Source organism: Actinomadura macra NBRC 14102 (assembly GCF_001552215.1).
In the GTDB taxonomy this organism is placed as follows: Bacteria; Actinomycetota; Actinomycetes; order Streptosporangiales; family Streptosporangiaceae; genus Spirillospora; species Spirillospora macra.
This window is the reverse complement of the sequence record NZ_BCQT01000011.1, coordinates 192,413-216,364: the sequence shown is the minus strand read 5'-3', so window position 1 is coordinate 216,364 and position 23,952 is coordinate 192,413. Positions and strand designations below refer to the sequence as shown.

The window sequence follows — 23,952 nt, the reverse complement described above, 5'->3', positions numbered from 1 at the left end:
CCCGCCGCATTGAGGCCGGAAGCGGTACGGAACGGTCGGCCGCGGCATGCCTTCCGGGGCTCTTCCGCGGTTTTGGACACGTCCATGAGCCGGTGCCCGAGCGGGGAGGCACTGACAGACCGGGGCGAAAACTAGGCAGATTGTTGACTTTCGCAAAATTTCTGCCGAATATTGCGGCGTCTCTCACCCCCGCGTATCTGACGAGGAGCCCTCATGAGAAGCACCAGGCGTCGGGCGCCCGGACTCGCGACCCTCACGGCACTGGCCACGGTGAGTGTCCTCACGTCCCCGGCGCCGGTGGCCGCGGCCGCGGCTCCGTCCGGCCACTTCACCGGTACCCGGCCCGACGGCTCCAGTTGGGTCGCCGACGTCCCGGAGAACTGGAACGGCACGCTGCTGCTCTACAGCCATGGCTTCGGGCCCTTGCTGCCTGTCGACGCCCCCGATCCCGGGATCGGTAAGGCGCTGCTCGGGCGCGGCTACGCGCTGGTCGGATCGTCCTACGCCCCCGGGTCGCTGTGGGCGATGAACACCGCCGTCGGCTCGACTCTGGGCGCCGCGGAGGACTTCGGCGAGCGCGTCGCCCACCCGCGGTACACGATCGCCTTCGGCCAGTCCATGGGCGGTCTGGTCAGCGCCCGGATCGCCGAGACCCGAGCCGTCGACGGCGCTCTGACCACCTGCTCCATGGTCGGCGGTGCCGCCGACCTGAACAACTACCAGCTCAACGGCGAGCACGCCCTGACCCAATTGCTGGCACCCGGCCGGCAGGTCAAGCTCACCGGGTTCACCAACCCCGACGAGGCCAACACGTCCGGAGCTCGGCTGACCGAACTGGTGACCGAGGCCCAGCGCACCACGGACGGCCGGGCGCGGATCGCGCTGGCGTCCGCCCTGCTGAATCTGCCGTCCTGGTTTCCCGGAGAGGACGCGCCCGCGCGCACCGACTACCCGGGACGCGAACTGCAGCAGTACAAGTGGCTGACCGCCGGCAACACGCTCGGGTTCGTGATGGGCGGGCGGTACTGGATCGAGTCGGCGGTCGGCGGCAACAGCGCGTGGACCGCCGGTGTCGACTACGCCGAACTGCTTCGCCGCTCCACCGCCCGTCCCCAGGTCCGGGCCCTGTACCGGCAGGCGAACCTGGACCTGGACGCCGACCTCGAACGGCTCACCCGGACCGCCTCGATCCACGCCGAACCCACGGCGCTGGCCACCATGCTGAACACCTCAGTGCCGAACGGACGTTTGAGCGTGCCCAGCCTGAACCTGCACACCACCTCCGACAACCTCGCCGCGACCGGGCACGAGACCGTCTACGCCCGCCGCGTCGCCCAGGCCGGCCGCGCATCACTGCTGCGCCAGGCGTACGTCGACCGCGCCGGCCACTGCCGGTTCACCGTCGCCGAGACCCTGGCCGCCGTCGAGGCGATCCATGCCCGCACGGTGAACGGGCGGTGGGGGGCGGTGGCGACACCGGAGAGTCTGAACCGGGCCGCCGCCCGCCTCGGCAGCGACGGCTCGGCGTTCGTGCACCACACGCCGGATCCCCTGATCACACAGCCCGTCCACAGATAGGCCATGCTCCACGCCGGCGGTCCACGGACACCTCCCCCCGCCGGCGCTGCCGCTCCGCGTTCATGCCGGAGGCGTCCCGGACGCCTGCGACAACCTCCAGGGACTCAGGATGCAATATTCGTCACTTTCTTGACTGTAGTTATTGTTCTGCCGGATATTGCTCTCGGAGACCATCGGAGGATCGATTGACGACGACAAGGGTGGACGATCACGGTGACGTGGCGGTCCTGAGGATCTGCCGAGAGGCCAAGCGCAACGCCCTCGACGACGCGACGCTGCTGGCGGTGGAGGAGTTCTTCGCCGCGCCGCCGCCTGGCGTCCGCGTGATCGTGCTTGCGGCGGACGGCGATCACTTCTCGGCCGGGCTGGATCTGGCCGAGCTGGCCGACCGCCCGATCGAGGAGGCGCTGGAGCACTCGCTGATGTGGCATCGGGTACTGGATCGGATCGAGCAGGGCCCGGTACCGGTGGTGGCCGTGCTCAAGGGAGCGGTCGTCGGCGGCGGGCTGGAACTGGCGGCGGCCGCGCACATCCGGGTGGCCGAGCCGACGGCGTTCTATGCGCTGCCCGAGGGGCAGCGCGGACTGTTCGTCGGCGGCGGCGGCTCGGTGCGCGTGCCCCGGCTGATCGGGGTGCACCGGGTGACGGACATGATGCTGACCGGCCGGGTCTACGACGCCGAGCAGGGCTTGGCGATCGGCATCTCCCACTATCTGGTGGGTGAGGACCAAGGCCTGCACAAGGGACTGGAACTGGCCGAACGCATCGCCGCCAACGCTCCCCTGACCAACTTCGCGGTACTGCGAGCCTTGCCGGGCATCGCCGAGGCCGCCCCCACCACCGGCTACCTCATGGAGTCGCTGATGGCCGCCGTCGCGGCGGGCAGCGACGAGGCCAAGGCTCGGATGCGGGCGTTCCTGGAACACCGAGCGGCGAAGGTGACGCGATGACCCAGGACGAGATCCTCAGCGTCCCGGACCTGGTGAAGCTGTCCGATACCCGCCTCGGCGGCTACCTGCGCTGGCTGGAGGACGAACGGGACCTGGTCTTCGGCGACTACGACGCGCTGTGGCGGTGGTCGGTCGGCGACCTGGACGGGTTCTGGTCGTCCATCTGGTCGTACTTCGGGGTCCGCGCCCACACCCCGCCCCGGGCCGTACTGGGCCGGCGCGCGATGCCCGGTGCCGAGTGGTTCCCCGGCGCGACCCTCAACTACGCCGAGCACGCCGTCGGCCTGCCGGAAGACCGGGACCGCACAGCGGTCGCCGCGTACTCCCAGACCCGTCCGCGCATCGAGCTGACCTTCGGTGAGCTGGGCGACCAGGTCGCAAGGGCCCGGGCGAGTCTGCGGCGGCTGGGCGTGCGCCGAGGTGATCGGGTCGTGGCCTACCTGCCCAACATCCCCGAGACGCTCGTGGCGTTCCTGGCCACCGCGAGCCTCGGCGCGATCTGGGCCGGCTGCGCCCCCGAGTTCGGCCCGCGCGCCGTCGTCGACCGCTTCGCCCAACTCGAACCCACCGTCCTGCTCACCGTCGCCGGGTACCGCTACGGCGACCGCGACATCGACCGGCGCGCGCAGGTCGCCGAGATCCGCGCCGCGCTGCCGACGCTGAGGCACACCGTCCACGTCCCCTACCGCGACGGCTCCGGGGACGCGACGCCCGGCGCGCTCGGCTGGGACGACCTGCTCGCCGGGCCCGCGGACCCGGGCTTTGAGCCCGTCCCGTTCGACCATCCGCTGTTCGTACTGTTCTCCTCCGGCACGACCGGACGGCCCAAGGCGATCGTGCATTGCCACGGCGGCATCCTGATCGAGCACCTCAAGAACCACGCGCTGAGCTGGGACCTGCGCCCCGGCGACCGGATGCTGTGGTTCAGTACCACCGCCTGGATGCTGTGGAACGCCCAGGTGTCGGCGCTGCTGCTGCGCGCCTCGATCGTGATGATCGACGGGAACCCGCTGTACCCCGACCTGACCGCGCAGTGGCGGCTGGCCGCCGAGACCGGCGCCACCCTGGTGGGCGTCAGCCCCGGCTACGTCATGGCCTGCCGGAAACAGGGCGTGCGACCGGCCGGCGAGTTCGATCTGTCCGCGCTGCGACAACTGGGCGTCGCGGGAAGCCCGCTTCCCGCAGAGGGTTTCCGCTGGGTGGCGCGGCAGTTCGGTGACCAGGTCCTACTCAACGTCGGCAGCGGCGGCACCGACGTGTGCAGCGGCCTGCTCCAGGGCGGCCCCATGCAGCCGGTGCGTGCCGGGGCGATCTCCGGTCCGTGCCTGGGCGTCGCCGCGCGCGCCTACGATCCGCAGGGCGAGGCGATCGTCCACGAACTGGGCGAGCTGGTCATCACCGAGCCCATGCCGTCCATGCCCGTCGGGTTCTGGGACGACCCGGACGGCTCCCGCTACCGGGCCGCCTACTTCCAGCACTACCCGGGCGTGTGGCGGCACGGCGACTGGGTGCGCTTCGCCCCCGAAGGCCACTGCGTCGTCGCCGGACGATCCGACGCCACTCTGAACCGGGGCGGGGTGCGGCTGGGGACGGCCGAGTTCTACGCCGTCGTCGAGAACATCCCCGGTATCGAGGACAGCCTGATCGTCCACCTGGAGGATCCCGACGGCGGCAACGGCGAACTGCTGCTGTTCGTGGCCGCCCCACAAGGACTCGACGACGCCCTGCGCCGCAGGATCACCCAGGACCTGCGGGACGCGCTGTCCCCGCGGCACGTCCCCGACGCCATCGTCGCGATCCCCGCCGTCCCCCGGACACGGACCGGCAAGAAGCTGGAGGTCCCGGTGAAACACATCCTGCTCGGCGCGTCCGCCGACCAGGTCGCCAGCTCCGACGCACTGACCGACCCCGACGCCCTGGCCGCCATCGCCGACTACGCGCGCCGGCGCCGCACCCACCCCGCCGAGCCGACCTCATGAAGATCGCGGTCATCGGCACCGGCGCGATCGGCGCGAGCTGGATACTGCTCTTCCTGACCCACGGCCACGATGTCGTGGCCGCCGACCCCGCGCCCGACGCCGAAGAGCGGATCCGTGCCTGGCTCGATTCCCACAACGAGACCCGGAGCGACGCACACGACGACCTCCGCGAGACACCGGACCAAGCAGCATTCCTGCGCCAGCGGTTCACGTTCGTCACCGACCCGGCCGACGCCGTGCGGGAGGCCGACTTCATCCAAGAGAACGGCCCGGAACGGATCGAGGCAAAAGCCGAGATCCTCGCCGCGCTCGACCAGGCCGCCAGACCCACCGCCGTTCTGGCCAGCAGCTCGTCCGGCCTGCTGCCCTCCCATCTCCAAGAACACTGCCCGCACCACCCCGAACGCGTCCTGGTCGGGCACCCCTTCAACCCACCGCACCTGATCCCGCTCGTTGAGGTCGTCCCGGGCGAACGCACCGACGAAGCCACGATTCGAACGGCGCTGTCGTTCTACACCGCGCTCGGCCGACGGCCCATCCGCGTGCGCCGCGAACAACCCGGGCACATCGCCAACCGGCTCCAAGCGGCGCTGTGGCGCGAGGCGTACTCCCTCGTCGACACCGGCGCCGCGTCCGTGGCCGACATCGACACCGCCATCGCCCACGGGCCCGGACTGCGCTGGGCACTGCTCGGCCCCTTCCTCACCCAGCACCTGTCCGGTGGCCCGGGCGGAATCGCCCACACACTCGACCATCTCGGCCCACCGATGCAGGACTGGTGGGACGACCTGGGCGACCCCCACCTGACACCCGACCTGGTGCGCGACGTCGTCGCCGGCGTCCAGGCGACGCTGGCCGAGACCGACCAGACCACCCTGCTCAACGACCGCGACGCACTGCTCACCCGGCTCATCGCGGCCAAAGCCGACACCACCACCCTGTGAGGCCGCCCATGGACCCCGATGCCCTGCGGGCCATCGACTTCCACGTCCACGTCGAACAGGACACCCACGGCAACCTCGCCCTCGACAGCGAACTGATGGACGCCTCGGCCCGCTACTTCACATCCGGCGAGAACCGCACACCCACGCTGGAGCACATCGCCGACTACTACCGCCGGCGCCGCATCGGCGCGGTGGTGTTCACCGTCGACGCCGCACACGCGCTCGACCGCCCCGCGCTGTCCAGCGAAGACATCGCCGCCGCCGCCGCCCACCATGCCGACGTGCTCATCCCGTTCGGCTCGGTCGACCCGCACGACCCCACCGCCGCCGACCGCGCCCGCCGCCTGGTCACCGACCACGGCGCCCGCGGCTTCAAATTCCACCCCAGCCTCCAGGACTTCAACCCCGAGGACGAGCGGCACTACCCGCTCTACGACACCATCCAGAACCTGGGCGTCCCCGCGCTCTTCCACACCGGCCAGACCGGCATCGGCGCCGGCCTGCCCGGCGGACGCGGCATCAAGCTCCGCCGATCGAACCCGATGCTGCTCGACGACGTCGCCGCCGACTTCCCCGGCCTCACCATCGTCTTGGCCCACCCCTCGGTGCCCTGGCAGGACGAAGCCATCTCCATCGCCACCCACAAAGCCAACGTCTACATCGACCTGTCGGGCTGGTCCCCGAAGTACTTCCCACCCCAGCTCGTCAAAGCCGCCTCCACGTACCTCAAACACAAAGTCCTGTTCGGCTCCGACTACCCCCTCATCACACCCGACCGCTGGCTCACCGACTTCGCCCACCTCGAAACCATCAAGCCCGACACCCGCCCCCTCATCCTGAAGGAGAACGCCCGCCACATCCTCAACCTGAACGATTCCCCCCGGCTCCCTTGACCGCGGGGTGGCGCCGCTGGCTCTCCCCCGCTCCTATCCAAAGAAAGGAATCTCGAAATTCGCGCATCTCGCCAAGGATGCGCCCTAACCACGACCATGCATCACGCTTTACCCAGAGGAGATGCAATGAATTCACGAACCGGTGTAGCAGTCGCCGCCGCAGCGGCGTTGCTCGGCATGGTGGCCGGTGCGGCGCCCGCCTCGGCCGTGGACACCCGCCTGCCCGAGGTGGTCAAGGATGTGGCCTACGCCCCGGCGCAACCCGCCAACAGCAAGGGTCACCTGCTCGACCTCTACCTGCCGGCCGGCGGTGAGGCCCGCCCGCTGGTGATCTGGACCGCCGGGTCGGCATGGCAGCGCGACGACGGCAAGTCGCGCGCCGACAGCTTCGCCAGCCTCTTCAACGCCAAGGGGTACGCCGTGGCCGGGGTCAGCATCCGGTCCAGCTCCCAGGCGCAATTCCCCGCCCAGGTACACGACTTCAAGGCCGCGATCCGCTTCCTGCGGGCGAACGCCGCCAAGTACCGGCTGGACCCGAAACGGTTCGCCTACATGGGCGACTCCTCCGGCGGCTGGACCACTCAAATGGCCACCCTCACCGGTGGTGAGGAATCCTTGGAAGGCGACATCGGCACCACAGGCCAACCCAGCAACGTCCAGGCCGGCGTCGCCTTCTACGGCATCAGCGACCTGAACAAACTGGGCGGCGGCGGGGGCGATACTCCGCAGGAAAAGCTGCTCGGTTGCGCGCTGACGGTATGCAAGGAAAAGGCCGCCCAGGCCAGCCCCATCACCCACATCGACAAGGCCGACCCACCGCTCCTGCTCCTGCACGGTCAGGGCGACACCCTCGTCAACCACGAACAGTCGGTAATGCTGTACCAGGCCCTCAAAGCATCCTGCCGGGAAACCCAGTTCATCTCCGTACCCGGCGCCAACCACAGCATGAACGACGTCATGAACCCGTCCCGATTCGGTCAGCAGACCGGGTACACGGTCAACAACTGCAAGGAGACCGTCAGCAACGGCAGCCCGAATCCAACCTGGGATCACATCATCGGATTCCTCAACACCGCTCTCGGCACAGGCGGCGCTCAGCCACGCGACCACGGCTGATTCTCGTTGAGGTGCCTGCCTCGCACATTTCGACGGCGTGCGACCGTACAGCCCGCCATCGCCGAGAAGGCACCTGACGCCGCCCCGATAGGTAGGACAACGCCGGTGCCGCCGCTAGCGAGACAATCCTGGCGGCGGCACCGTCGGCGCACGTCAGGCACCATCTGACCCCGTCAGAGGGGTCGTCGCAGGGTGGTCGCCGACCGCGGCCAGAATCCTCGGCTCATTGTCGATCGATCGCCGCGCTGACGATCGTGCTCAGCTCCGTCGCCACCCGGCGGACGGTTGAGATGTGTTGTTCCGGGCGGAACCTATACGAAGGTCCGGCGACGCTGATGGCGGCCACGGCGCGCCGGTTGCTGAGGATGGGCGCGGCAACGCACACCAGTCCGACGGAGGACTCCTCGTTCTCGTACGCGATTCCCGTCTCGACCACGCGTCGCAGCTGACCGCGGAGGATGCCCGGTGCCACGATCGTGCGGGGGGTGCGGCGTTCCAGTGGCTTCGCGCACACCTGCGCGAGGAGGCCCGGGGTTCCGTGAGCGAGGAGCGCCTTGCCTATCGCCGTACAGTGCAGCGGCATCCGCCCGCCGATCCGCGAGGGTGCCGCCGCCGGGCCGCGACCACCGATCTTGATGAGGTAGACGACTTCGAGGTCTCTCAGGATGCCAAGGTGGACGGTCTCGTGCGTCCGCTCCAGGAGTTCGTGAAGGTAGGGCCCGCTCCACTCGATGAGGGAACGCTCAAGCGAACCCCTCATCGAGAGCTCGAACAGGGCGCCGTTCAGTCGGTATCCATGAGCGGCACGCTCCAGAAGGCCGTTGGCCACCATCTCCCCCGCCAGCCGGTGGACGGTCGCCTTGTGCAGCCCGGTCCGCCGGACCAGCTCCGCGAGGGGCACGGCCGAGTCGTCGAGCTGGAACGACCACAAGATCAGCATGACCTTGGACAGGACTGTGGGCGACTCGGCGCCTGAGGCGTTCATTCGCACCTCCTCCGGCTGGCGGAGGCCGGCCTGGACGCTTAACCCGGGCCCGGTTCTGGCCTATAATGGGACAGTGTCCCATATACTGAAGCATGTGTGCAATGTTGATGAGTTGGTGGACGGTCAGGCCATGGGCTTCGGGTCCGACGACGGGCCGATCGGCGTCTTCCGTGTCGGCGACGCCTTCTGGGCGATCGAGGACACCTGCACACACGGCAGAGCGTCGATGTCCGAGGGTGAGCTGGATGGGACCTGGGTCGTGTGTCCCTTCCATGGTGGCTGCGTCGACGTGACGACCGGCGAGCCGACCGCCGGGCCGATCACCGTTCCGGCGAAGACCTACCGGACCAAGGTGATCGATGGCGGGGTGTATGTGGAGATTCCGTCGTCGCCGCGGACGGCCTGAGGGCGCCGTGTCGTGTAACATTCATGCATTTGGACGATGAGAGATCGGGGCGATGGGCGCACTGGGAAACGCCATCCGGGTTCTCGACCTGTATGCGCAGGGCGAGCCCGCCGCGATCGGCGTGCGAGAGATTTCTCGACGGCTTGATATGAGCAAGAGCACCGTCCAGCGCATCGTCAGCGAGTTGGCGGCCGCCGGATATTTGTCGCAGGACGAAGAAACCGAGCGATACTCCTTGGGGACACGAATCTTCGAGCTCGGCACCCGCGTCTTCGCCTCGGGCAATTTTGAGTGGCGCGCTTGGGACAATCTCCTGAGTCTTCGAGAAGAGATCAATGAGACCGTCCATCTCGCAGTGCGATCGGGGCGGTCCCTGGTCTACGTGGCCAAGTCAGAGCCCCATCGAAGCGTGCGGGCGGGAACCCATGTCGGTGCGCGCCGTGACCTTTACCCTCGCGCCCTCGGCAAGGTCCTCCTCGCAGCCGCCCCGCCCGAGGAGCTTGAGGCGTTTCTGGCTGAACCGCCTCCTCGGTTGACGCCGAACACGGTCACCGATCCCGACGCCATCCGCGCCGAACTCAAGCAGGTGGCCCATCAGGGCTGGGCGACCGACGACGAGGAATGCGAAGAGGGGGTTCGCTGCGTCGCCGTCCCCTTGCGCAATCGCGAGGGGAAGGTGGTGGCGGCCGTCAGCGTGACGGGACCCGCCGACCGCCTCGATCTCGCGGACGCCGAACTGCTCGCGGGACGTGTGCTCGAGCATGTGTCGCCGCTCACCTCCATCCTCGGTCCCCGCATTCACTGACGAGCTCGGTCATGTCCCGCTCTCGAGTTCCACCTTGTCCGCGTTGCTTCGCTCGGCACTCAGGTCACTCAGCACCGTCATGGCGGCGTTGTGTCCCGGAAGCGCGGTCACGGTTCCCCCCGGCCAGGTTCCCGACCCGCAGAGGTACAGGCCCCGGACAGGAGTGCGGTAGCGCGCGATGGACGGATGCGGGCGGAAGCCGAACATGCCACCTGGCGTCATGTCGCCGTGCTGCTGGTGGCCCTCAAGCAAACCGAACTCCTGCTCCAGATCACGTGGGCTGAATGCTCTCATGTCGGTGATGATGGCCTCGATGTTCGGGACGAAGCTCCTCATCGTGTCCACGCACACACGCCCGAACTCGTGTTTCCGCACCTCCCAGTCTCCGTCGGAGAGGGTGTAGGGGGCGAACCAAACGCTCACACTCATCATGTGCTTGCCCGGCGGAGCCAACGTGGGATCGACGATCGTCGGTGTCAGTCCGAGCATCTTGGGCCGAGCCGAAAAACGCCCGTAGCGAAAGTCGTCATAGGCTCGATCGAGATAGTCCATCGACGGTGAGTAGCGGAACTGGCACGACGCGTAGGTCTCGACCTCATCGTGCGGCGCGGCGGCCATCTCCGGGATCCCGTCCAAGGCCAGGAAGAGCTTGAACGCGCCGCCCTTGAACTTCTTTCCCTCCAGCGCGCTCGCCAGGTCCTCCGGCACGGCGTCGGCCGGGAGAAGGTCGAGGAGGGTGGTCCTTGGGACGAGGCTGGACAGGACGAGCCCCGCGTGAATCTCCGTTCCGTCGACGAGCACCGCCCCGCGGATCTGGCCGTCCCTCGTCAGTAGCCGGTTCACCTTGGCTTCGGTGACCAGTTCCGCTCCGGCGGCGATGGCGGCCGCGGCCATCGCCTCGACGACCGAGCCCATTCCGCCGAAGGGAAGCCCCGTCGAACCGCCGTGCACGTACTTGCGGGACACGTCCCCTTCCTGACCGGCGCGCCGTGAGGTGTTCAGCGGACGGCGCAGCAATCCGAAGGGGGATCCGGGCGTGGCAGGCCCCATATTGCCAGCAGACATCGCGAGCGAGGCCAGCAGGGCCTTGACCTCGTCGGATTCGAGCCGCGCGTCGAGGAACTCGCGGACGCTACCGAACATGACGGTCGCGAAATCCGCCTCGTCCTCCGGCGTCAGGAGTCGCGAGATCAAAGATTGCAACGACGGCGGTTCTTCCAGTACCGAGACATCGAGTTTGTCGGCCACGCGGGTGAAGAACTCTATGATTTCGAAATACGTGACCGCGTCTTTTCTTGAGAAGGCGGCCAGCTCCTGCCTCGTGCGCTCGGGGTCTCGCCATCCGCGGAAGGCGCGTCCGTCATCGAAGGGGAAGATCATGGTCGGGTCCGGCCGCGAGTAGCGGAGTCCGAACGATGCCAGATCCATCTCACGCGCGACCTTGGGCGACAAGCCACTCGGGGTGTTGGTGATCGCGCCGCGGTAACCCGGAAAGACCTCGATCGGAGCGGACACTCCTCCGACGCGGTCGCGGGCCTCCAGGACGGCGACCTTCAGACCGCTGCGCGCAAGATAGAACGCGGCGACGAGCCCGTTGTGGCCCCCGCCGACGACCAGGGCGTCATACCTCGTTCGCAACGGACGCGCCCGCGACGTGTGCGGGGCGGGGACCGTCATGCTGACAGCGCCTCTTCGACCGTGACGCCGCCGAGACGCGAACGCGCGCGGCCCCCGGTCGAGACCCCCACGGCGAGCAGGAGTTCGTTCCTGCGCGGCGCGTCCGAGATGACCAGGCCCATCGAGTCGTAGTGGCTGCGCACGTTCCGGCCGAAGATGCACCCCAGGGGCAGATCCAGGCGCTCGCCCTGGTGGCCGACCGTGTGCAGGCCCGGGACGCCCGCCTTTACGCCGGGAATTTCCCTGCGCAGGACGGCGCCGGCAGGCGCGTGCCACATGGCGGCGTGCTCGTCCTCGCCGTCCTCCCCGCACATGGCCGCCTTGCCGAATGACTCGATCGGGAGGGTCCGGCCGGTCATGAATTCCATCAGTTCGTCGACAAGGCTCTGGGCGAGCGGCTCGAGTTCGTCCATGAACCATGCGATGTCGTCCACGTATCCGCCGGCGAAGGGATTCTCCGTCACCGCGGCCGCTATCACGCGGGTGATCGGCTGCGGCCGGGCTTCGCCGCCGTCGTGCCAGATTCTGTCGATGACGAGTTCCTGCTTGCGGATCTTGGGCTTGACCATCTGTAGTACTCCAATTCAAGGTTGAGCGGTGGTGGAGAAGTACCGGGCAAGGGCCGGGACCTCACGGTTCTGACGGGGGTCGCGAACGTCGGTGTGGCAGACCGCCATGGTCATCTGATCGCCGTCGACGGCCTACGCCGTGGCGGGGACCAGGACGTGTAGACAGATTTCTCGACGGTGAAGAAGTCCGTTGCTCGTGCTCCCTGCTCCTTGAACAGGCTGTTCGAGGATGCTTTGACGCCGCCGAAAGGAACATTGGGCCGATTCCCGATGGTGGGCTCGTTGACCTTCACCGTGCCCACTTCCGCGTGCTCGATGAAATGCGCCGCAGCGCCTCCCGATTCGGTCGCGATCGCCGCCACCAGGCCGAAGTTCGCGTGGTTCACGAGGCAGATGGCCTCCTCCAGATCCTGGGCGACCATGACCCCCACCAGCGGTCCGAAGACCTCGCGCTGGGCCAGCGGATTATCCGGAGTGATCTCGGTGAGCACGGTGGGGCCGAAACGGTTGCCCTCGAAACGGCCGCCCAACCGGATCCTTCCGCCGGCCCGAACCGCTGCGTCGAGCAGGTCACCATTGCTCTGGATCTGGTGCGCAGTCGCGAGAGGACCGATGTCGGTGGTCGCCTCGCGGGGATCCCCGATTCGTAGCGCCCGAGCCTTCGCGCAGGTGGCGTCCACGACGGCGTCCACGATCCCGGGAGTACAGATCAGTCGGCTTGTGGAGGTGCAGATCTGTCCGGTCTGGGCGAAGCCACCCGTGACCGCGAGCCCGGCCGCGTGATCCGGGTCGGCGTCGTCGAGGACGACGAGCGGGTTGTTGCCGCCCAACTCCAACTGGATCCGCTGCGTGAGCGGGTTGGCGGCCTCGGCGATGCTGGCGCCCACTACGGTCGAACCGGTGAAGCTGATGGCCCTAATCCGCCGGTCGCGCACCAGGGCGGAGCCGGTAGCGGCCGCTCCGGGAACCATGTTCAGCACCCCCGCTGGCAGACCCGCGTCCAGGAGGCATCGCACCAGCGCCGCGGCGCCGGCGGACGCGTACTCCGATGGCTTGAGGACGACGGTGTTCCCAGCGACCAGGGCGGGGCCCAGCTTCCAGGCGGGTATCGCCAGCGGGAAGTTCCAGGGCGTGATCAGCGCGACCGGGCCGAGGGGACGACGGCGCGTGTGGGCCTCCCCTCCGGACGTTCCCGCGAGGACGGCGCCGTCGTCGGCAGCGCCGCGTCCAGCGAAGTACAGCAGGAGGTCGACGGTCCGGTCGACCTCCGCGCGCGCGTCAGCGGTGGTCTTTCCGATCTCGGTGGTCACCAGGCCGGCGAGTTCGGCTCTCCGCGAGCCGACGAGGGCGGCGGCGCGGTAGAGGATCCGGGCCCGGTCGGTGCTGCCCGTCCCGCGCCACGTCCGGAAGGCGGTCTCCGCCGCGTCCACGGCCGCTTCGACCTGGGCGGTCGTCGCCGTGGCGACCACGGAGACCGGCGAGCCGTCGATCGGACTGAACCGTTCGGCTGACGGCCGCCCGATCCAGTGCCCGCCGATGAGGCACTGGACCTGGGCAGGCTCCAGCGATGCCGCCGTCAAGGCTGGAGCACCACCCGCGGAAGCGTGCTCATCGTGACGCCGCCGGCCGCTGTGACCGCGAAGGTCTCGGTGCAGCCGATCGAGCCGACGCCGGGTACTCGCAGGTTCGGAAGCAGGTGGAAGACCATGCCCTCCTCCGTGACGCGGGTGTCGCCCGGACGGATGTCGAGCACGTCGCCTTCACCGAGACCGGGTGGGTACGAGATGCCCATGCTGTAGGCCCCGCGGTTGGGCCAGTACTCCGCGTCGTAGGCGTCCTCGACGATCGACCTGCCGGCCCGGTCGACCTCGCCCAAAGGCGTGCCGGGCACGGCGGCATCGATCATCGCGTCGCAGGCGGCCGCGGCGACGGCCATGGCGTCGGCGACGGCTCCGCTGACCGGCCCCCGGACGGCGGTCCTCGTCACCGCGCCGTGGTACCGGCCGACCGACGCGCAGATCTCCATGCGCAACGGCTCACCGTCGACGATGGGACGGCGGGCATGGGTGGTGTGTGTTTGCAGCGCGTGCACCCCCGGAACGATGTACGCCGGTGACCCCGTGTACTCGCTGCCCGCCTCACTCAGCGACGCGAGGACGGCGGCCGCGACATCGCTGTCCGTGGCGGCGCCGGCGAGCGCGGCGACGCCCGCGCGCAGCGCGTCCTCGGCCATCGCGACGCCCTGTCGGATCAGTTCGATCTCCGCGTGGGACTTCCTCATACGGCGTGCCTCGACGATTCCCGCCACATCGGAGAAGCGGACGCCCGGAAGGTCCACCCGAACCGTGGTGTACACCGCCGGTGGGAAGAAGAGGCTTCGGCCGTCGTAGCCGAGTGCGGCGCCGGCGAGCCCCAGGGTCCTGATCGCCTCGACGAGCACCGGCGCCGGATCGCTGAGGTTCGCGACCCCGATCGGGAAGGCCCGGCCGATCCCGTCGATCGACGGGATGTTCGTCGTCTCGTTGTTGCGGACGACGAAGCTCACCTCGCCCGCGACCGGCACGATCAGGCACTGGAAGATGTGGTAGCCGGGTGTCTGGTATCCGGTCAGGTAGGTGATGTTCTCCGGTCCGGTGACCAGTACCGCGTCCACGCCCCGCGCTGCCGCATCGGCTTTCAGGGCATTGATGCGCTGCATGTATTCCGTGGGCGAGAAGAAAAGCTTGACGGCCACTTGCGGCGTCCTTTCAGGGTTTGCGGTAGACCTCGGCGACCGCTTCACTGATTCGGGTCAGGCCCTCGTCCAGGACGTCGTCGTCTATGGCGAAGGTGAGGCGTGCGTGATGTGGTGCTCCGAACTTCGCGCCGGCTCCCAGCCGGACTCCGTGGACGGCTTCGGCGAAGTCGACGAACTCGCCGGGCGGTAGCGGAGCCCGCGGATCGCCCGGGTCACGTCCCACGTGCGTCAGGTCGGCGAACAGGTAGATGCCCCCGCTCGGAGGAGACACGTCGACGCCGGGAAGGCCCTGCAACGCCGCGACCGCCCGGTCACGTCTCGCGCGCTGGACGGCGACCGTCTCGGTGCTCGCCTCGGGATCGGTGATGGCGCCCCACCCCGCCCACTGTCCGATCGAGGAAGGACAGTTGCTCAGCTCCGCCTGGATGGTGACGGCGTGCTGGATGACGTCGGCCGGACCGCCTGCGTACCCGATCCGCCAGCCCGTCATCCCGTAGGTCTTGGACACACCGTTGACCACGATGGTGGCGGCCGCGAACTCCGACATCGAGGCGATCGAGGTGTGTTCGCCCTCGTAGACGAAGGTCTCGTACAGTTCGTCACTGATGATGTAGGCGTCGCTGTGAGCACGAACGCAGGTACCGAGCTCCCGCAGCCTGGCCGCGGGGATGACCGCACCGGTGGGGTTGGACGGGGTGTTGAGTATGACGGCTCTGGTCCGCGGCCCGAGCACCTTCGCCAAGGCGGCGACGCCGAGCACCTGGTCGGGCTCGGCCCGGACGTCGACGAAGACGGGGACACCACCGGCCCGCCGGACGAGACCGGGGTACCCGACGTAGTGGGGACTCGGCACCACCACCTCGTCGCCCGGTTTGAGGATCGCGCTGAGCAGGCAGAACAGGACATGCTTCGCACCCGCTCCGACGAAGATCTCGTCCTCGGTGAAGGCGACGCCGTTGACTCGATCGAACTTGAAGCGGATCGCCGCAAGGAGCTCGGGAATCCCCCGCCTGGGGGTGTACGTGGTGTGCCCGGCAAGGATGGCGCTGATCGCCGCATCCGACGCTGACCGGGGCGTGCGGATGGCCGGTGCGCCGACCGATAGATCCATGAGGTCGTAGTGAAGCTCGCTCACGTGCGCTCCCCGTGAACTCGCCGGTCGGGCGGGTGAGCCTGATCGGCCCTCTCGCCTGCGAGCGGCGCGCCGGTCATGTCGACATCAGCTCCGCGTAACGGCGGTAGAACGAGCGGGCGGCGGTGTCACTGACGACGTCGCTGGTGCCGGGGTAGTCCGGGTCGTCGTCAGTAACCGTGTCGAACAGGCGAAGCTGGTAGTTCGAGGCGGTCCGGCGGGCCATGTGGCCGCGGTAGACCTGCTGCATGTCGGCCCAGTTCTCGGCGTCGTCCTGCTCGAACGTGCCGGCCGGCGCGAACGCCTCGGAGAGCGACCTGGCGAACCTGGCCTTCACGTCCTCGGGAGTGTCGGAATCGACAAGGGTGTAGGAGTGCATTTCCATGGCTCCGGGGCCCCGCGGGTGCCAGACGCGGATGGTGCTGACGCCGGCGAGCCAGGAGAAGTTCGGGAAGATGGTCCCGTGCCCGGTGATCGGCCCCTTCGCCTGCGCGTCGGAAAGGTGGTCACGAGCCTTCTCGACGACACGTGCGAGATGCCGGCGAACCCTCGTTTCCGAAGAGGCGTTGAACCCCTCGCCGTAGTCGGTGTAGAAGCCCATGCCATGGCCGTGCCGGTCCGTCGCCTGCCGGCCGGAGGCCGGCCCCTGTGCCTGGTCACCGGGAAGGGGTTGTCTGGCCACCGAGCTGTGGGTGAACGCCGCGTGATACATGTCGGCGGCGAACTGCTCCGCACCGAACTTCCAGTTCGCCGGAATCCGCCACCGATGAACACCCGGCACCACCTCGGTACCACCCGGAATCCGATCCACCAACGCATCCAAATACCAGCGCATACCCCCCAAATACACCTCCAACGGCTCCGCACCCGGATCCCAGTTCCCGAACACCAGCCCCTTGTACGAGACCACATTCGGCACCACGACCAAACCCCACTCCGACCTCTCCAGATCCCCCCCGAAATGCGGCGCATCAACCAACGCCCCATCATCAGCCCCATACACCCACCCGTGATAAGGACACGTAAAATACCTCGCCGACCCGAAGTCATACCGGCACACCCGCACACCCCGATGCCGACACGAATTCAAGAAAGCCCGCAGACCACCATCCCTCGACCGCACCAGAACGACCGGATCCTCCGCCATATACGTCGACACGAAATCCCCCGGCCGCCGCACCTGCGACTCATGACCAAGAAACAACCACGACCGAGCGAAAACCCGCTCCAACTCCAACCGATAGATGCCCTCATCACAGAACACCCGACGATCGATCAGACCACGCTCGACATCGACCAACTCGCCCCAGTCCCAGCCGGGGGTCACGGACGCGTTCACCGTGCGCCTCGTTCCGAGGGCCTGGTCGAGCCGCTGAGGAACTTCACGACGACCGTGTCGTGCTCGGCGGGTCTCTCCCATTGCGGCCAATGGGCCGCGTCTTCGACGACGTAGAAGCCGGCGTCCGGGAAGAGGCCGGCCAGCCACTCACCGAAGCCCGCTCCCTTGCCCGGGTTGTGGGAGGACCACAACACAAGGACATCTGGCACGAAGGTCGCGAAGTCCTCCTCCTGCCATACGTCGGACGGCGGACGCGACACGTCGAGGTGGTGCATCAGGGCCATGGCCTCCCGCAGACCGGGGCGCGAATAGAGTTCCGCGCGCAGGTCGAGCATCTCCTCGGTCATCCGGTCCGGCTCCTTGACGAGCCAGTTCAGCCGCCGGCGCATCGTCTCCCGCGACGGGTTCTTGATCGCTTCCCGGGACAGCCGCATCAGCTCGTTGTTCGGTGACCGGGAGGCATCGGATTCGAGGGCCGAGCGGGCGATGTAAGGGACGTTGAGAATGACGCCGCCGCAGCGTGCGGGATACTTCTTCGCGAACTCGAAGGCGATGCCGCCTCCCATCGACTCGCCCTCAAGGTGCGCCCATTCGACGCCGAGTGCGTCGAGCAGGTCGGCGACCGCATCCGCTTGCAGTTCGGGTTCCAGCTCCGCGGACCACGGCTTCTTGTCAGAGAGTCCGTGGTAAAGGGCGTCCACGGCGATGACATGGAAGTGCTCGGCGAGGCGGCGGACGTTCCGTGCCCAGCTCTCCGCTGATCCTCCGACGCCGTGGATGAGGACCAGGGCATCGCCTTCACCACACTCGATGATCCGGTGCTTCCATCTGGCGCCTTGAACGAAGCGGGTCTGGGCGCCGAGCAGTTCCACCGCGATGCTGCGATTTTCGGTGGGCTCGTCGGGAAGGGTGTCCAGTTGCAGCCTGTACATTCTTTGCTCCTTTTGGGCTTCGGGCCCGGCGATGTGCCGCTCCGGCGGTTCGGCGGTTCCGGTCAGCCCTCGCGGACCGGGATCCATCCCTGGCCGGAGACCTCGTAACGCTGCCGGGTGTAGAACTCGGTGCCGATCTGACCGGTCGGCGACTCCGAGGATGGAGCCATCAGATCCGGCCGGCCGTCGTCGGACTCGGCGCGCCGCTTCCACCGTTCGGCTTCGGCCGCCCAGTGGGCGTCGTAGAGATCCGGGTCGCCCCATAGCTCGACGAGGGCGAAATGATGCGGGTCGGACGTGCTCTGGAACAGCTCGTACTGCAGGCAGCCGTCCTCGGCGAGCGAAGCGGCCGGGTCGAAACCGGCGCGGAACTCCTCGGCCTTGCCTTCGGCCGCACGCATCTGGACCAGGACGCGAACGTTGCTTTCGTCCCGCACGGTCCCGGAACGCACTTCAGCGAGGGCCGGATGCGAATAGGCGACGCCGAGATACGGCTTGGGAGGGCCGGCGGTGGGCTTGAGCACTCCGTACGCCTCGATGACCCACCCGAGAAGCGCGCGTGTGTCGAGGTAGTAGTAGACGGCAGCTCCGGCGTTCATCCGGCTGTACTGAATGATGCCGACACCCTTCGTCTCCAGCCAGGACGCCGTCTTCTGGAAGGCCGCCACGTCGTCGACGACCACCAGGTTGAGGTGGTGCACGGCCGGGCCCTTCTCCAGGAAGAGCCGTCCGTAGTCGCTGACGCCACGCGTCGGCTGAATGATCTCGAACCCGAAGTTGTGGAAATCGAACCCGAACCCGCAGAAAAAGCCGTGCGCCTCCGGCTCTCCGCGGTATTCGGGGTCGTCCAGCGATCCGTACTCGGGCCGGTAGTCCGCGTAGACCCACTCGGTGAGTCCCCAGAGCTCGGCGTACTTCGCGGTGGTGCGGAAGCCGGACTCGACGACGACGCCGAAGTGATGCATGTGCGGGATGTTCAGCGGCTGGACGTCGCCCGGCCGGTCGGCGGCGCTGGACAGGTCCCAGCGTTCCGCCTTCGCCGCGTCCGCTCCGGTCGGAACGAAGATTCCCAGGTGGTAGCCGCCGAGATCGTCACGGGTGTCGAAGTAGTGGACCTCGCCACCGTCTCGGGATTCGACCGCCACATGACCGACGCCCTTCTGGGCCAGCCAGCTGGAGGCCGGCTCGAAACCGGCCGGGTCGACCAGTTCCGCGATCAGGGAGTGCACGCCGATTCCGAAGTGTTTCCCGAACGCGGTGTAGGGGCCGTCGCCGTCCATCGGCTCGATGAGAGCGACCGCACCGCCCCAGGGTGCCGTCGCCACCGCACGACGGGCCGAGTAGGTTCCGCCGTCTCCGGACCGCACACCGTGCACCGTGTCAACGGTCCACTGCACCATGTCCAGTATCCGGGCGTAGTGCTCCGCGTGGGCGCGGAGATCAGGGACGACGACATTGAAGGTCTTGAGACGGTCGACGGGCACGACCGGCGTGGTCGGGGACTTCATGATGGGGTGTTCTCCTCTGCGGACATCAGTTCGGCGTAGCGGCGGTAGAACGAGCGGGCGGCGGTGTCGCTGACGACGTCGCTGGTGCCGGGGTAGTCCGGGTCGTCGGGGACCTCGTCGACGAGGCGGAGCCGGTAGTTCGAGGCGGTCCGGCGGGCCATGTGGCCGCGGTAGACCTGCTGCATGTCGGCCCAGTTCTCGGCGTCGTCCTGCTCGAACGTGCCGGCCGGCGCGAAGGTCTCGGACTTCGCCCGCCTGGTCATCGTCTTGATCTCTTCGGCGGAGTCGGCGTCCACGAGAATCCAGGAGTGCATCTCCATCTCGCCGGGACCTCGCGGGTGCCAGACGCGGATGGTGCTGACGCCGGCGAGCCAGGAGAAGTTCGGGAAAATGGTCCCGTGCCCGGTGATCGGCCCCCTCGCCTGCGCGTCGGACAGGTGGGTTCGCATCTTCTCCGCGACGTCGAGGACGTACTGACGCAACTGAGTGGGATTGGCTCCGGTGAAGCTGGCCCCGTAGTCGGTGTAGAAGCCCATGCCATGGCCGTGCGGATCGAGGGCTTGACGTCCGCCCGCTTCGGCCGGCGGCTGGGGCGGGTTCGGCGGAGCGGCGTCACCGGGAAGGGGTTGTCTGGCCACCGAGCTGTGGGTGAACGCCGCGTGATACATGTCGGCGGCGAACTGCTCCGCACCGAACTTCCAGTTCGCCGGAATCCGCCACCGATGAACACCCGGCACCACCTCGGTACCACCCGGAATCCGATCCACCAACGCATCCAAATACCAGCGCATACCCCCCAAATACACCTCCAACGGCTCCGCACCCGGATCCCAGTTCCCGAACACCAGCCCCTTGTACGAGACCACGTTCGGCACCACGACCAAACCCCACTCCGACCTCTCCAGATCCCCCCCGAAATGCGGCGCATCAACCAACGCCCCATCATCAGCCCCATACACCCACCCGTGATAAGGACACGTAAAATACCTCGCCGACCCGAAGTCATACCGGCACACCCGCACACCCCGATGCCGACACGAATTCAAGAAAGCCCGCAGACCACCATCCCTCGACCGCACCAGAACGACCGGATCCTCCGCCATATACGTCGACACGAAATCCCCCGGCCGCCGCACCTGCGACTCATGACCAAGAAACAACCACGACCGAGCGAAAACCCGCTCCAACTCCAACCGATAGATGCCCTCATCACAGAACACCCGACGATCGATCAGACCACGCTCGACATCGACCAGCTCGCCCCAGTCCCACACTCGCGCTGTTCCTCCGTCGGTCATCTACTCACTCCGCGCTTCTCGATGTCGCCATGATGATGTCCTTTCAGAGCAATTCGGGGATCGTCCCGTAGTGCACGACGCTCTGGTCGAGCGTGATCACGCGTTTGCGGACCAGAAAGCCGAGATCGCCACCGTGCACGAGGACGTCGTCACGTCTGCCCACGAACGTCTCAGGGCCGGTCGTCGGCTTCGAGCGGTAGACGGTGAAGCAGCAACGGGTGTGAACCTCGTCTTCGTCCGCCGCGACCACCACGATGTTGGAGAGCAGCCGCCGGACGTGCATGAAGGGTTCGTCCGTCCACGCGCGTCCGCTGAGCAGCCGGATGATGCGACGCTCCAGGCTCTCCCTGTCCTCCTCCAGATGGTGCAGCGTCATGGGCAGGCGCGCCTGCTCGCGCGGGCCCACGTCGTACTGCGTCGGCATTCTGTAGTCGATGTCGGGCGTCGTGAGCGCGAGCCAATCGCGGAAACGCCGGTCGTCGAGCATCTGGGATTCGCGGTAGAAGAACTGCTCCACCTCGTAGGTGAGGTCGCGATTCGCCGCGAGTGGGAATGTCATGACGCACTCCTCGTCCCATTATACGGGACACTGTCCCAAGCATTTCTCGTAAGCACCTTCCGTGGCCTCCATCCACACGGGAAACGGTCAGGTGAAGTAGGCGGAGATGAGATTGTCGTGGGTAAGAATCTCGGCGGCCGGACCTTCTGCGACGAGAGATCCGCGCTGCATCACGCAGACGCGCTCCACGAGCTCCAGCGCCACCCAGGAGGTCTGCTCGACCAGCACCATGGCGTAGTCCAGGGCCGCCTGCGTCTGCTTGATCACGGCGATGATCTCCTCCATTGCCGCCGGTGCGATCCCCAGGCTGGGCTCATCCATCAGCAGAAGGCGTGGACGCGGCACGAGAGCCCTGGCAAGGGCCAGCATCTGCTGTTGGCCGCCGGAGAGGCTCCCGCCGCTCGCGTCACGCTTGCCCGCGAGCATCGGGAAGAGCTCAAGGACCTGGTCGACCTGGGCGCTATCACGAGCCCCCACCTGCAGGTTCTCAAGAACCGTGAGGGCCGCGAAGACCTGCCGTCCCTCCGGAACGTGCCCGACGCCCAGCCGGGAGATCCGATGGGCCGGCATCCGCGCGGTGCTTCGCCCGTCGATCCGGATGTCTCCCCTGGAAACCCGCACGAGGCCGGAAATCGTGCGGAGCAGGGTGGTCTTGCCGGCGCCATTGGCGCCGACCACCGCGACCGCCTCCCCCGAGTCGACGGTCATGCTGACACCGTTGAGGATTCGCGATCCGAGAATGTCGGCTGAAACGTTCTTCAACTCCAGGAAGGCCATGACCCGTTCACCTCCTCGATCCCAGGTAAGCCTCGATCACCTGTTCGTTCTCCGATATCTCAGTGGCACGTCCGCCGGCCAGGTTGACGCCGTTGTGAAGCACCGTGACCCAGTCGCACATGGGGAGAAGGAACTTCATGTCGTGCTCGACGATGAGTACCGATGCACCCGCACTGCGGATGGACATGATGAGTTCGGTCAACGCCGTCAGTTCGACCGCGGAGAGTCCGGCCGCCGGTTCGTCCATCAGAAGAACCGTGGGGCGCGCCGCGATGGCGACCGCGACACCGAGCAGACGACGATGGCCGTGCGGGAGGCTACCGACCCGCTTGCCGGCGATGCGCTCGAGATGTGCGAGTTCGAGCAACTCCCTTGCGGTGAACAGGCGCGGGCGTCCCGACCGCTCGCCGGCGTCCGAGCCGAAGTCCAGACACTCCGCCACGGTGAAACTGGCGAAGACCTCGGCTTGCTGGTAGGTGCGGATCAGGCCAAGCCGAGCGGTGAAGTCCAGATTCAGTCGGTCGATCGACCGGCCGAGCAGCGTGACACTACCGCGATCGGGCTGGAGGGCCCCGCTGATGCAGTTCAGCGTCGTGGTCTTACCGGACCCGTTCGGGCCGATGAGACCGTGGATCTCACCTTGACGCACATCCAGCTTGACACCGTCGAGCGCCCGATATCCACCGAAGTTCTTGGTGAGACCGTCCACGATGAGCAGGGGATCCCCGCGGTTCTCAGGCCGCTCCACCCACTTTCGGGTCGGCGCGGCCCGATTCTCCTCGCCGGCCGCCTGTGGTACGGCCGGCTCTCGACGGGACCGAAGCCTCCGCTTGAGAGAGATGGCCGCACCGCCGAGCCCGCCGGGCATCAACCGGACCAGGAGGATGAGAAGGAGTCCGTAGATCAGGGTGCGGTAGTTCGGATCTGACAGCTGCGTGCCGGCCAGCCACGGCTGCATGAACAGAAGGATCCAGGCCCCCCACAGGGGCCCGAGCACCGCGCCCGTTCCACCCAGGATGACCATGAGGAAGACTTCGAGAAATGAGAATGTGTCGAAGTTGTTCGGCGTGACGACGCTCTGCTGGTAGGCCATCATCACACCAGCGGGAGCGACGAGCGCTGAAGAGAGACCGAAGAGCGCGAGTCGGCGCCAGAGCACCGCGGTGCCCACCGAGCGTGCCAGCGCGGTGTTGTCCCTGATCGCCACGAGGGTCCGGCCGAATCGAGAGTGCACGACGGCCGCGAGGATCGCGACGGTGAGAAGAAGCAGGCCCAGGTGCAGGTAGTAGCGCCGTAGCGGATCGCTGAGGTCGATCCCGACGAGGCCGACCGAGTTGTCCTTGACCAGGAGGCCGGAGGTACCACCGGTCAGCTCCTTCGCATTCTCCAGGACGAGCACCACCAGTCCGCTGATTGCCAGGGTGACGACGAGGAACGCGAGCCCGCTGGACCTCAGGGCCACCACTCCGACCGGTAGTGAGACCGCCAGCGCGACGATCATGGCGATGAGGACGGCCCCCCAGAAGCCGGCACCGTTGTTCGACGCGATGGTTCCCGCGTACGCCCCGATCGCCCACATGCCGGCCTGCGCGACCGAGATCAATCCGGTCAACCTGATGAACGTGCCGGTCGAGACGGCCAGGATGCCGAACACCGACGCGTATGTGCCGATCGAGAGCACGGAGAGGCTCGCGACCCAGGGGCTCTGGAAGGGATTCGCCGGGAGGATGAGCGCCAGGAAGACGAAGGTCGCGAAGGCAGGCCAGAG

21 protein-coding genes are annotated in these 23,952 nt (G+C 67.6%); 8 read left to right on the top strand and 13 right to left on the bottom strand.

What is annotated here, in order from left to right:
• The first annotated feature begins 213 nt into the window (after positions 1 to 213).
• The 6 genes from AMA02S_RS20740 (at position 214) to AMA02S_RS20715 (ending at position 7,460) form a co-directional block, all read left to right on the top strand.
• Positions 214 to 1,578: a hypothetical protein gene (locus tag AMA02S_RS20740; protein ID WP_067461021.1), complete on the top strand. Its 1,365-nt coding sequence runs from the start codon at positions 214 to 216 to the stop codon at positions 1,576 to 1,578.
• Between the two features lie 185 nt (positions 1,579 to 1,763).
• On the top strand, positions 1,764 to 2,528 hold the full coding sequence (locus tag AMA02S_RS20735; RefSeq protein ID WP_067461020.1) for a crotonase/enoyl-CoA hydratase family protein: 765 nt from the start codon (positions 1,764 to 1,766) through the stop codon (positions 2,526 to 2,528).
• Positions 2,525 to 4,507 carry an acetoacetate--CoA ligase gene (locus AMA02S_RS20730; protein ID WP_067461019.1) on the top strand — a complete coding sequence of 661 codons (1,983 nt, stop codon included), beginning with the start codon at positions 2,525 to 2,527 and terminating at the stop codon, positions 4,505 to 4,507. The genes AMA02S_RS20735 and AMA02S_RS20730 overlap by 4 nt, the downstream gene beginning before the upstream one ends.
• Entirely contained in the window at positions 4,504 to 5,451 is a 948-nt protein-coding gene (locus AMA02S_RS20725) for a 3-hydroxyacyl-CoA dehydrogenase NAD-binding domain-containing protein (protein ID WP_067461018.1), read from the top strand. Before AMA02S_RS20730 ends, AMA02S_RS20725 begins: the two co-directional genes overlap by 4 nt.
• A gap of 8 nt (positions 5,452 to 5,459) precedes the next feature.
• Complete coding sequence (locus tag AMA02S_RS20720; protein WP_067461017.1) at positions 5,460 to 6,344, top strand: amidohydrolase family protein; 885 nt, start codon at positions 5,460 to 5,462, stop codon at positions 6,342 to 6,344.
• A gap of 177 nt (positions 6,345 to 6,521) precedes the next feature.
• Positions 6,522 to 7,460, top strand: a complete 939-nt coding sequence (locus AMA02S_RS20715; RefSeq protein WP_169806867.1) for an alpha/beta hydrolase — start codon at positions 6,522 to 6,524, stop codon at positions 7,458 to 7,460.
• 223 nt (positions 7,461 to 7,683) lie between these two features.
• Here AMA02S_RS20715 and AMA02S_RS20710 read toward each other — a convergent pair whose 3' ends face one another.
• Positions 7,684 to 8,445: an IclR family transcriptional regulator gene (locus AMA02S_RS20710; protein ID WP_067461015.1), complete on the bottom strand. Its 762-nt coding sequence runs from the start codon at positions 8,443 to 8,445 to the stop codon at positions 7,684 to 7,686.
• Positions 8,446 to 8,518: 73 nt separating this feature from the next.
• Here AMA02S_RS20710 and AMA02S_RS20705 point away from each other — a divergent pair, with 73 nt between their 5' ends.
• Both AMA02S_RS20705 and AMA02S_RS20700 read left to right on the top strand, forming a co-directional pair.
• Positions 8,519 to 8,851: a non-heme iron oxygenase ferredoxin subunit gene (locus tag AMA02S_RS20705; protein ID WP_067461014.1), complete on the top strand. Its 333-nt coding sequence runs from the start codon at positions 8,519 to 8,521 to the stop codon at positions 8,849 to 8,851.
• Between the two features lie 52 nt (positions 8,852 to 8,903).
• Complete coding sequence (locus AMA02S_RS20700; protein WP_084265411.1) at positions 8,904 to 9,656, top strand: IclR family transcriptional regulator; 753 nt, start codon at positions 8,904 to 8,906, stop codon at positions 9,654 to 9,656.
• Positions 9,657 to 9,665: 9 nt separating this feature from the next.
• Here the strand turns inward: AMA02S_RS20700 and AMA02S_RS20695 are convergent, their stop codons facing one another.
• The 12 genes from AMA02S_RS20695 to AMA02S_RS20640 all read right to left on the bottom strand — a co-directional run bounded on the left by AMA02S_RS20695 (position 9,666) and on the right by AMA02S_RS20640 (position 23,865).
• Positions 9,666 to 11,333 (bottom strand): phytoene desaturase family protein, encoded by a 1,668-nt coding sequence (locus AMA02S_RS20695; RefSeq protein WP_067461012.1) that lies wholly within the window; start codon positions 11,331 to 11,333, stop codon positions 9,666 to 9,668.
• On the bottom strand, positions 11,330 to 11,902 hold the full coding sequence (locus tag AMA02S_RS20690) for an amino acid synthesis family protein (protein WP_067461011.1): 573 nt from the start codon (positions 11,900 to 11,902) through the stop codon (positions 11,330 to 11,332). Before AMA02S_RS20690 ends, AMA02S_RS20695 begins: the two co-directional genes overlap by 4 nt.
• 110 nt (positions 11,903 to 12,012) lie before the next feature.
• The gene (locus AMA02S_RS20685; protein WP_169806866.1) at positions 12,013 to 13,482 is read right to left on the bottom strand and encodes an aldehyde dehydrogenase family protein; all 1,470 of its coding nucleotides are present in this window, start codon (positions 13,480 to 13,482) and stop codon (positions 12,013 to 12,015) included.
• Positions 13,479 to 14,636, bottom strand: a complete 1,158-nt coding sequence (locus tag AMA02S_RS20680; RefSeq protein ID WP_067461010.1) for a M24 family metallopeptidase — start codon at positions 14,634 to 14,636, stop codon at positions 13,479 to 13,481. Before AMA02S_RS20680 ends, AMA02S_RS20685 begins: the two co-directional genes overlap by 4 nt.
• Positions 14,637 to 14,649: 13 nt before the next feature.
• Positions 14,650 to 15,774, bottom strand: a complete 1,125-nt coding sequence (locus tag AMA02S_RS20675; RefSeq protein WP_067461009.1) for an aminotransferase class I/II-fold pyridoxal phosphate-dependent enzyme — start codon at positions 15,772 to 15,774, stop codon at positions 14,650 to 14,652.
• A gap of 73 nt (positions 15,775 to 15,847) precedes the next feature.
• Positions 15,848 to 17,110 carry an aromatic ring-hydroxylating dioxygenase subunit alpha gene (locus tag AMA02S_RS20670; protein WP_067461008.1) on the bottom strand — a complete coding sequence of 421 codons (1,263 nt, stop codon included), beginning with the start codon at positions 17,108 to 17,110 and terminating at the stop codon, positions 15,848 to 15,850.
• Positions 17,107 to 18,042: an alpha/beta fold hydrolase gene (locus AMA02S_RS20665; RefSeq protein WP_067461007.1), complete on the bottom strand. Its 936-nt coding sequence runs from the start codon at positions 18,040 to 18,042 to the stop codon at positions 17,107 to 17,109. The genes AMA02S_RS20670 and AMA02S_RS20665 overlap by 4 nt, the downstream gene beginning before the upstream one ends.
• Before the next feature lie 62 nt (positions 18,043 to 18,104).
• Positions 18,105 to 19,550 (bottom strand): antibiotic biosynthesis monooxygenase, encoded by a 1,446-nt coding sequence (locus AMA02S_RS20660; RefSeq protein WP_067461006.1) that lies wholly within the window; start codon positions 19,548 to 19,550, stop codon positions 18,105 to 18,107.
• A complete protein-coding gene (locus tag AMA02S_RS20655; RefSeq protein WP_084265408.1) occupies positions 19,547 to 20,848 on the bottom strand; it encodes an aromatic ring-hydroxylating dioxygenase subunit alpha in 1,302 nt (433 codons plus the stop codon). The genes AMA02S_RS20660 and AMA02S_RS20655 overlap by 4 nt, the downstream gene beginning before the upstream one ends.
• A gap of 43 nt (positions 20,849 to 20,891) precedes the next feature.
• Positions 20,892 to 21,407 carry an aromatic-ring-hydroxylating dioxygenase subunit beta gene (locus AMA02S_RS20650; RefSeq protein ID WP_067461005.1) on the bottom strand — a complete coding sequence of 172 codons (516 nt, stop codon included), beginning with the start codon at positions 21,405 to 21,407 and terminating at the stop codon, positions 20,892 to 20,894.
• Between the two features lie 87 nt (positions 21,408 to 21,494).
• The gene (locus AMA02S_RS20645; protein ID WP_067461004.1) at positions 21,495 to 22,184 is read right to left on the bottom strand and encodes an ABC transporter ATP-binding protein; all 690 of its coding nucleotides are present in this window, start codon (positions 22,182 to 22,184) and stop codon (positions 21,495 to 21,497) included.
• Between the two features lie 7 nt (positions 22,185 to 22,191).
• Positions 22,192 to 23,865: a branched-chain amino acid ABC transporter ATP-binding protein/permease gene (locus AMA02S_RS20640; protein ID WP_281181903.1), complete on the bottom strand. Its 1,674-nt coding sequence runs from the start codon at positions 23,863 to 23,865 to the stop codon at positions 22,192 to 22,194.
• Positions 23,866 to 23,952 lie beyond the last annotated feature (87 nt).

Bases quoted from the DNA above. Each gene is read 5' to 3' on its own strand.
- AMA02S_RS20665 (WP_067461007.1), bottom strand. From the start codon at position 18,042: ATGTACAGGCTGCAACTGGACACCCTTCCCGACGAGCCCACCGAAAAT.
- AMA02S_RS20710 (WP_067461015.1), bottom strand. From the start codon at position 8,445: ATGAACGCCTCAGGCGCCGAGTCGCCCACAGTCCTGTCCAAGGTCATG.
- AMA02S_RS20700 (WP_084265411.1), top strand. From the start codon at position 8,904: ATGGGCGCACTGGGAAACGCCATCCGGGTTCTCGACCTGTATGCGCAG.
- AMA02S_RS20725 (WP_067461018.1), top strand. From the start codon at position 4,504: ATGAAGATCGCGGTCATCGGCACCGGCGCGATCGGCGCGAGCTGGATA.
- AMA02S_RS20655 (WP_084265408.1), bottom strand. From the start codon at position 20,848: ATGACCGACGGAGGAACAGCGCGAGTGTGGGACTGGGGCGAGCTGGTC.
- AMA02S_RS20690 (WP_067461011.1), bottom strand. From the start codon at position 11,902: ATGGTCAAGCCCAAGATCCGCAAGCAGGAACTCGTCATCGACAGAATC.
- AMA02S_RS20715 (WP_169806867.1), top strand. From the start codon at position 6,522: ATGGTGGCCGGTGCGGCGCCCGCCTCGGCCGTGGACACCCGCCTGCCC.
- AMA02S_RS20730 (WP_067461019.1), top strand. From the start codon at position 2,525: ATGACCCAGGACGAGATCCTCAGCGTCCCGGACCTGGTGAAGCTGTCC.
- AMA02S_RS20660 (WP_067461006.1), bottom strand. From the start codon at position 19,550: ATGAAGTCCCCGACCACGCCGGTCGTGCCCGTCGACCGTCTCAAGACC.
- AMA02S_RS20695 (WP_067461012.1), bottom strand. From the start codon at position 11,333: ATGACGGTCCCCGCCCCGCACACGTCGCGGGCGCGTCCGTTGCGAACG.
- AMA02S_RS20720 (WP_067461017.1), top strand. From the start codon at position 5,460: ATGGACCCCGATGCCCTGCGGGCCATCGACTTCCACGTCCACGTCGAA.
- AMA02S_RS20650 (WP_067461005.1), bottom strand. From the start codon at position 21,407: ATGACATTCCCACTCGCGGCGAATCGCGACCTCACCTACGAGGTGGAG.
- AMA02S_RS20740 (WP_067461021.1), top strand. From the start codon at position 214: ATGAGAAGCACCAGGCGTCGGGCGCCCGGACTCGCGACCCTCACGGCA.
- AMA02S_RS20645 (WP_067461004.1), bottom strand. From the start codon at position 22,184: ATGGCCTTCCTGGAGTTGAAGAACGTTTCAGCCGACATTCTCGGATCG.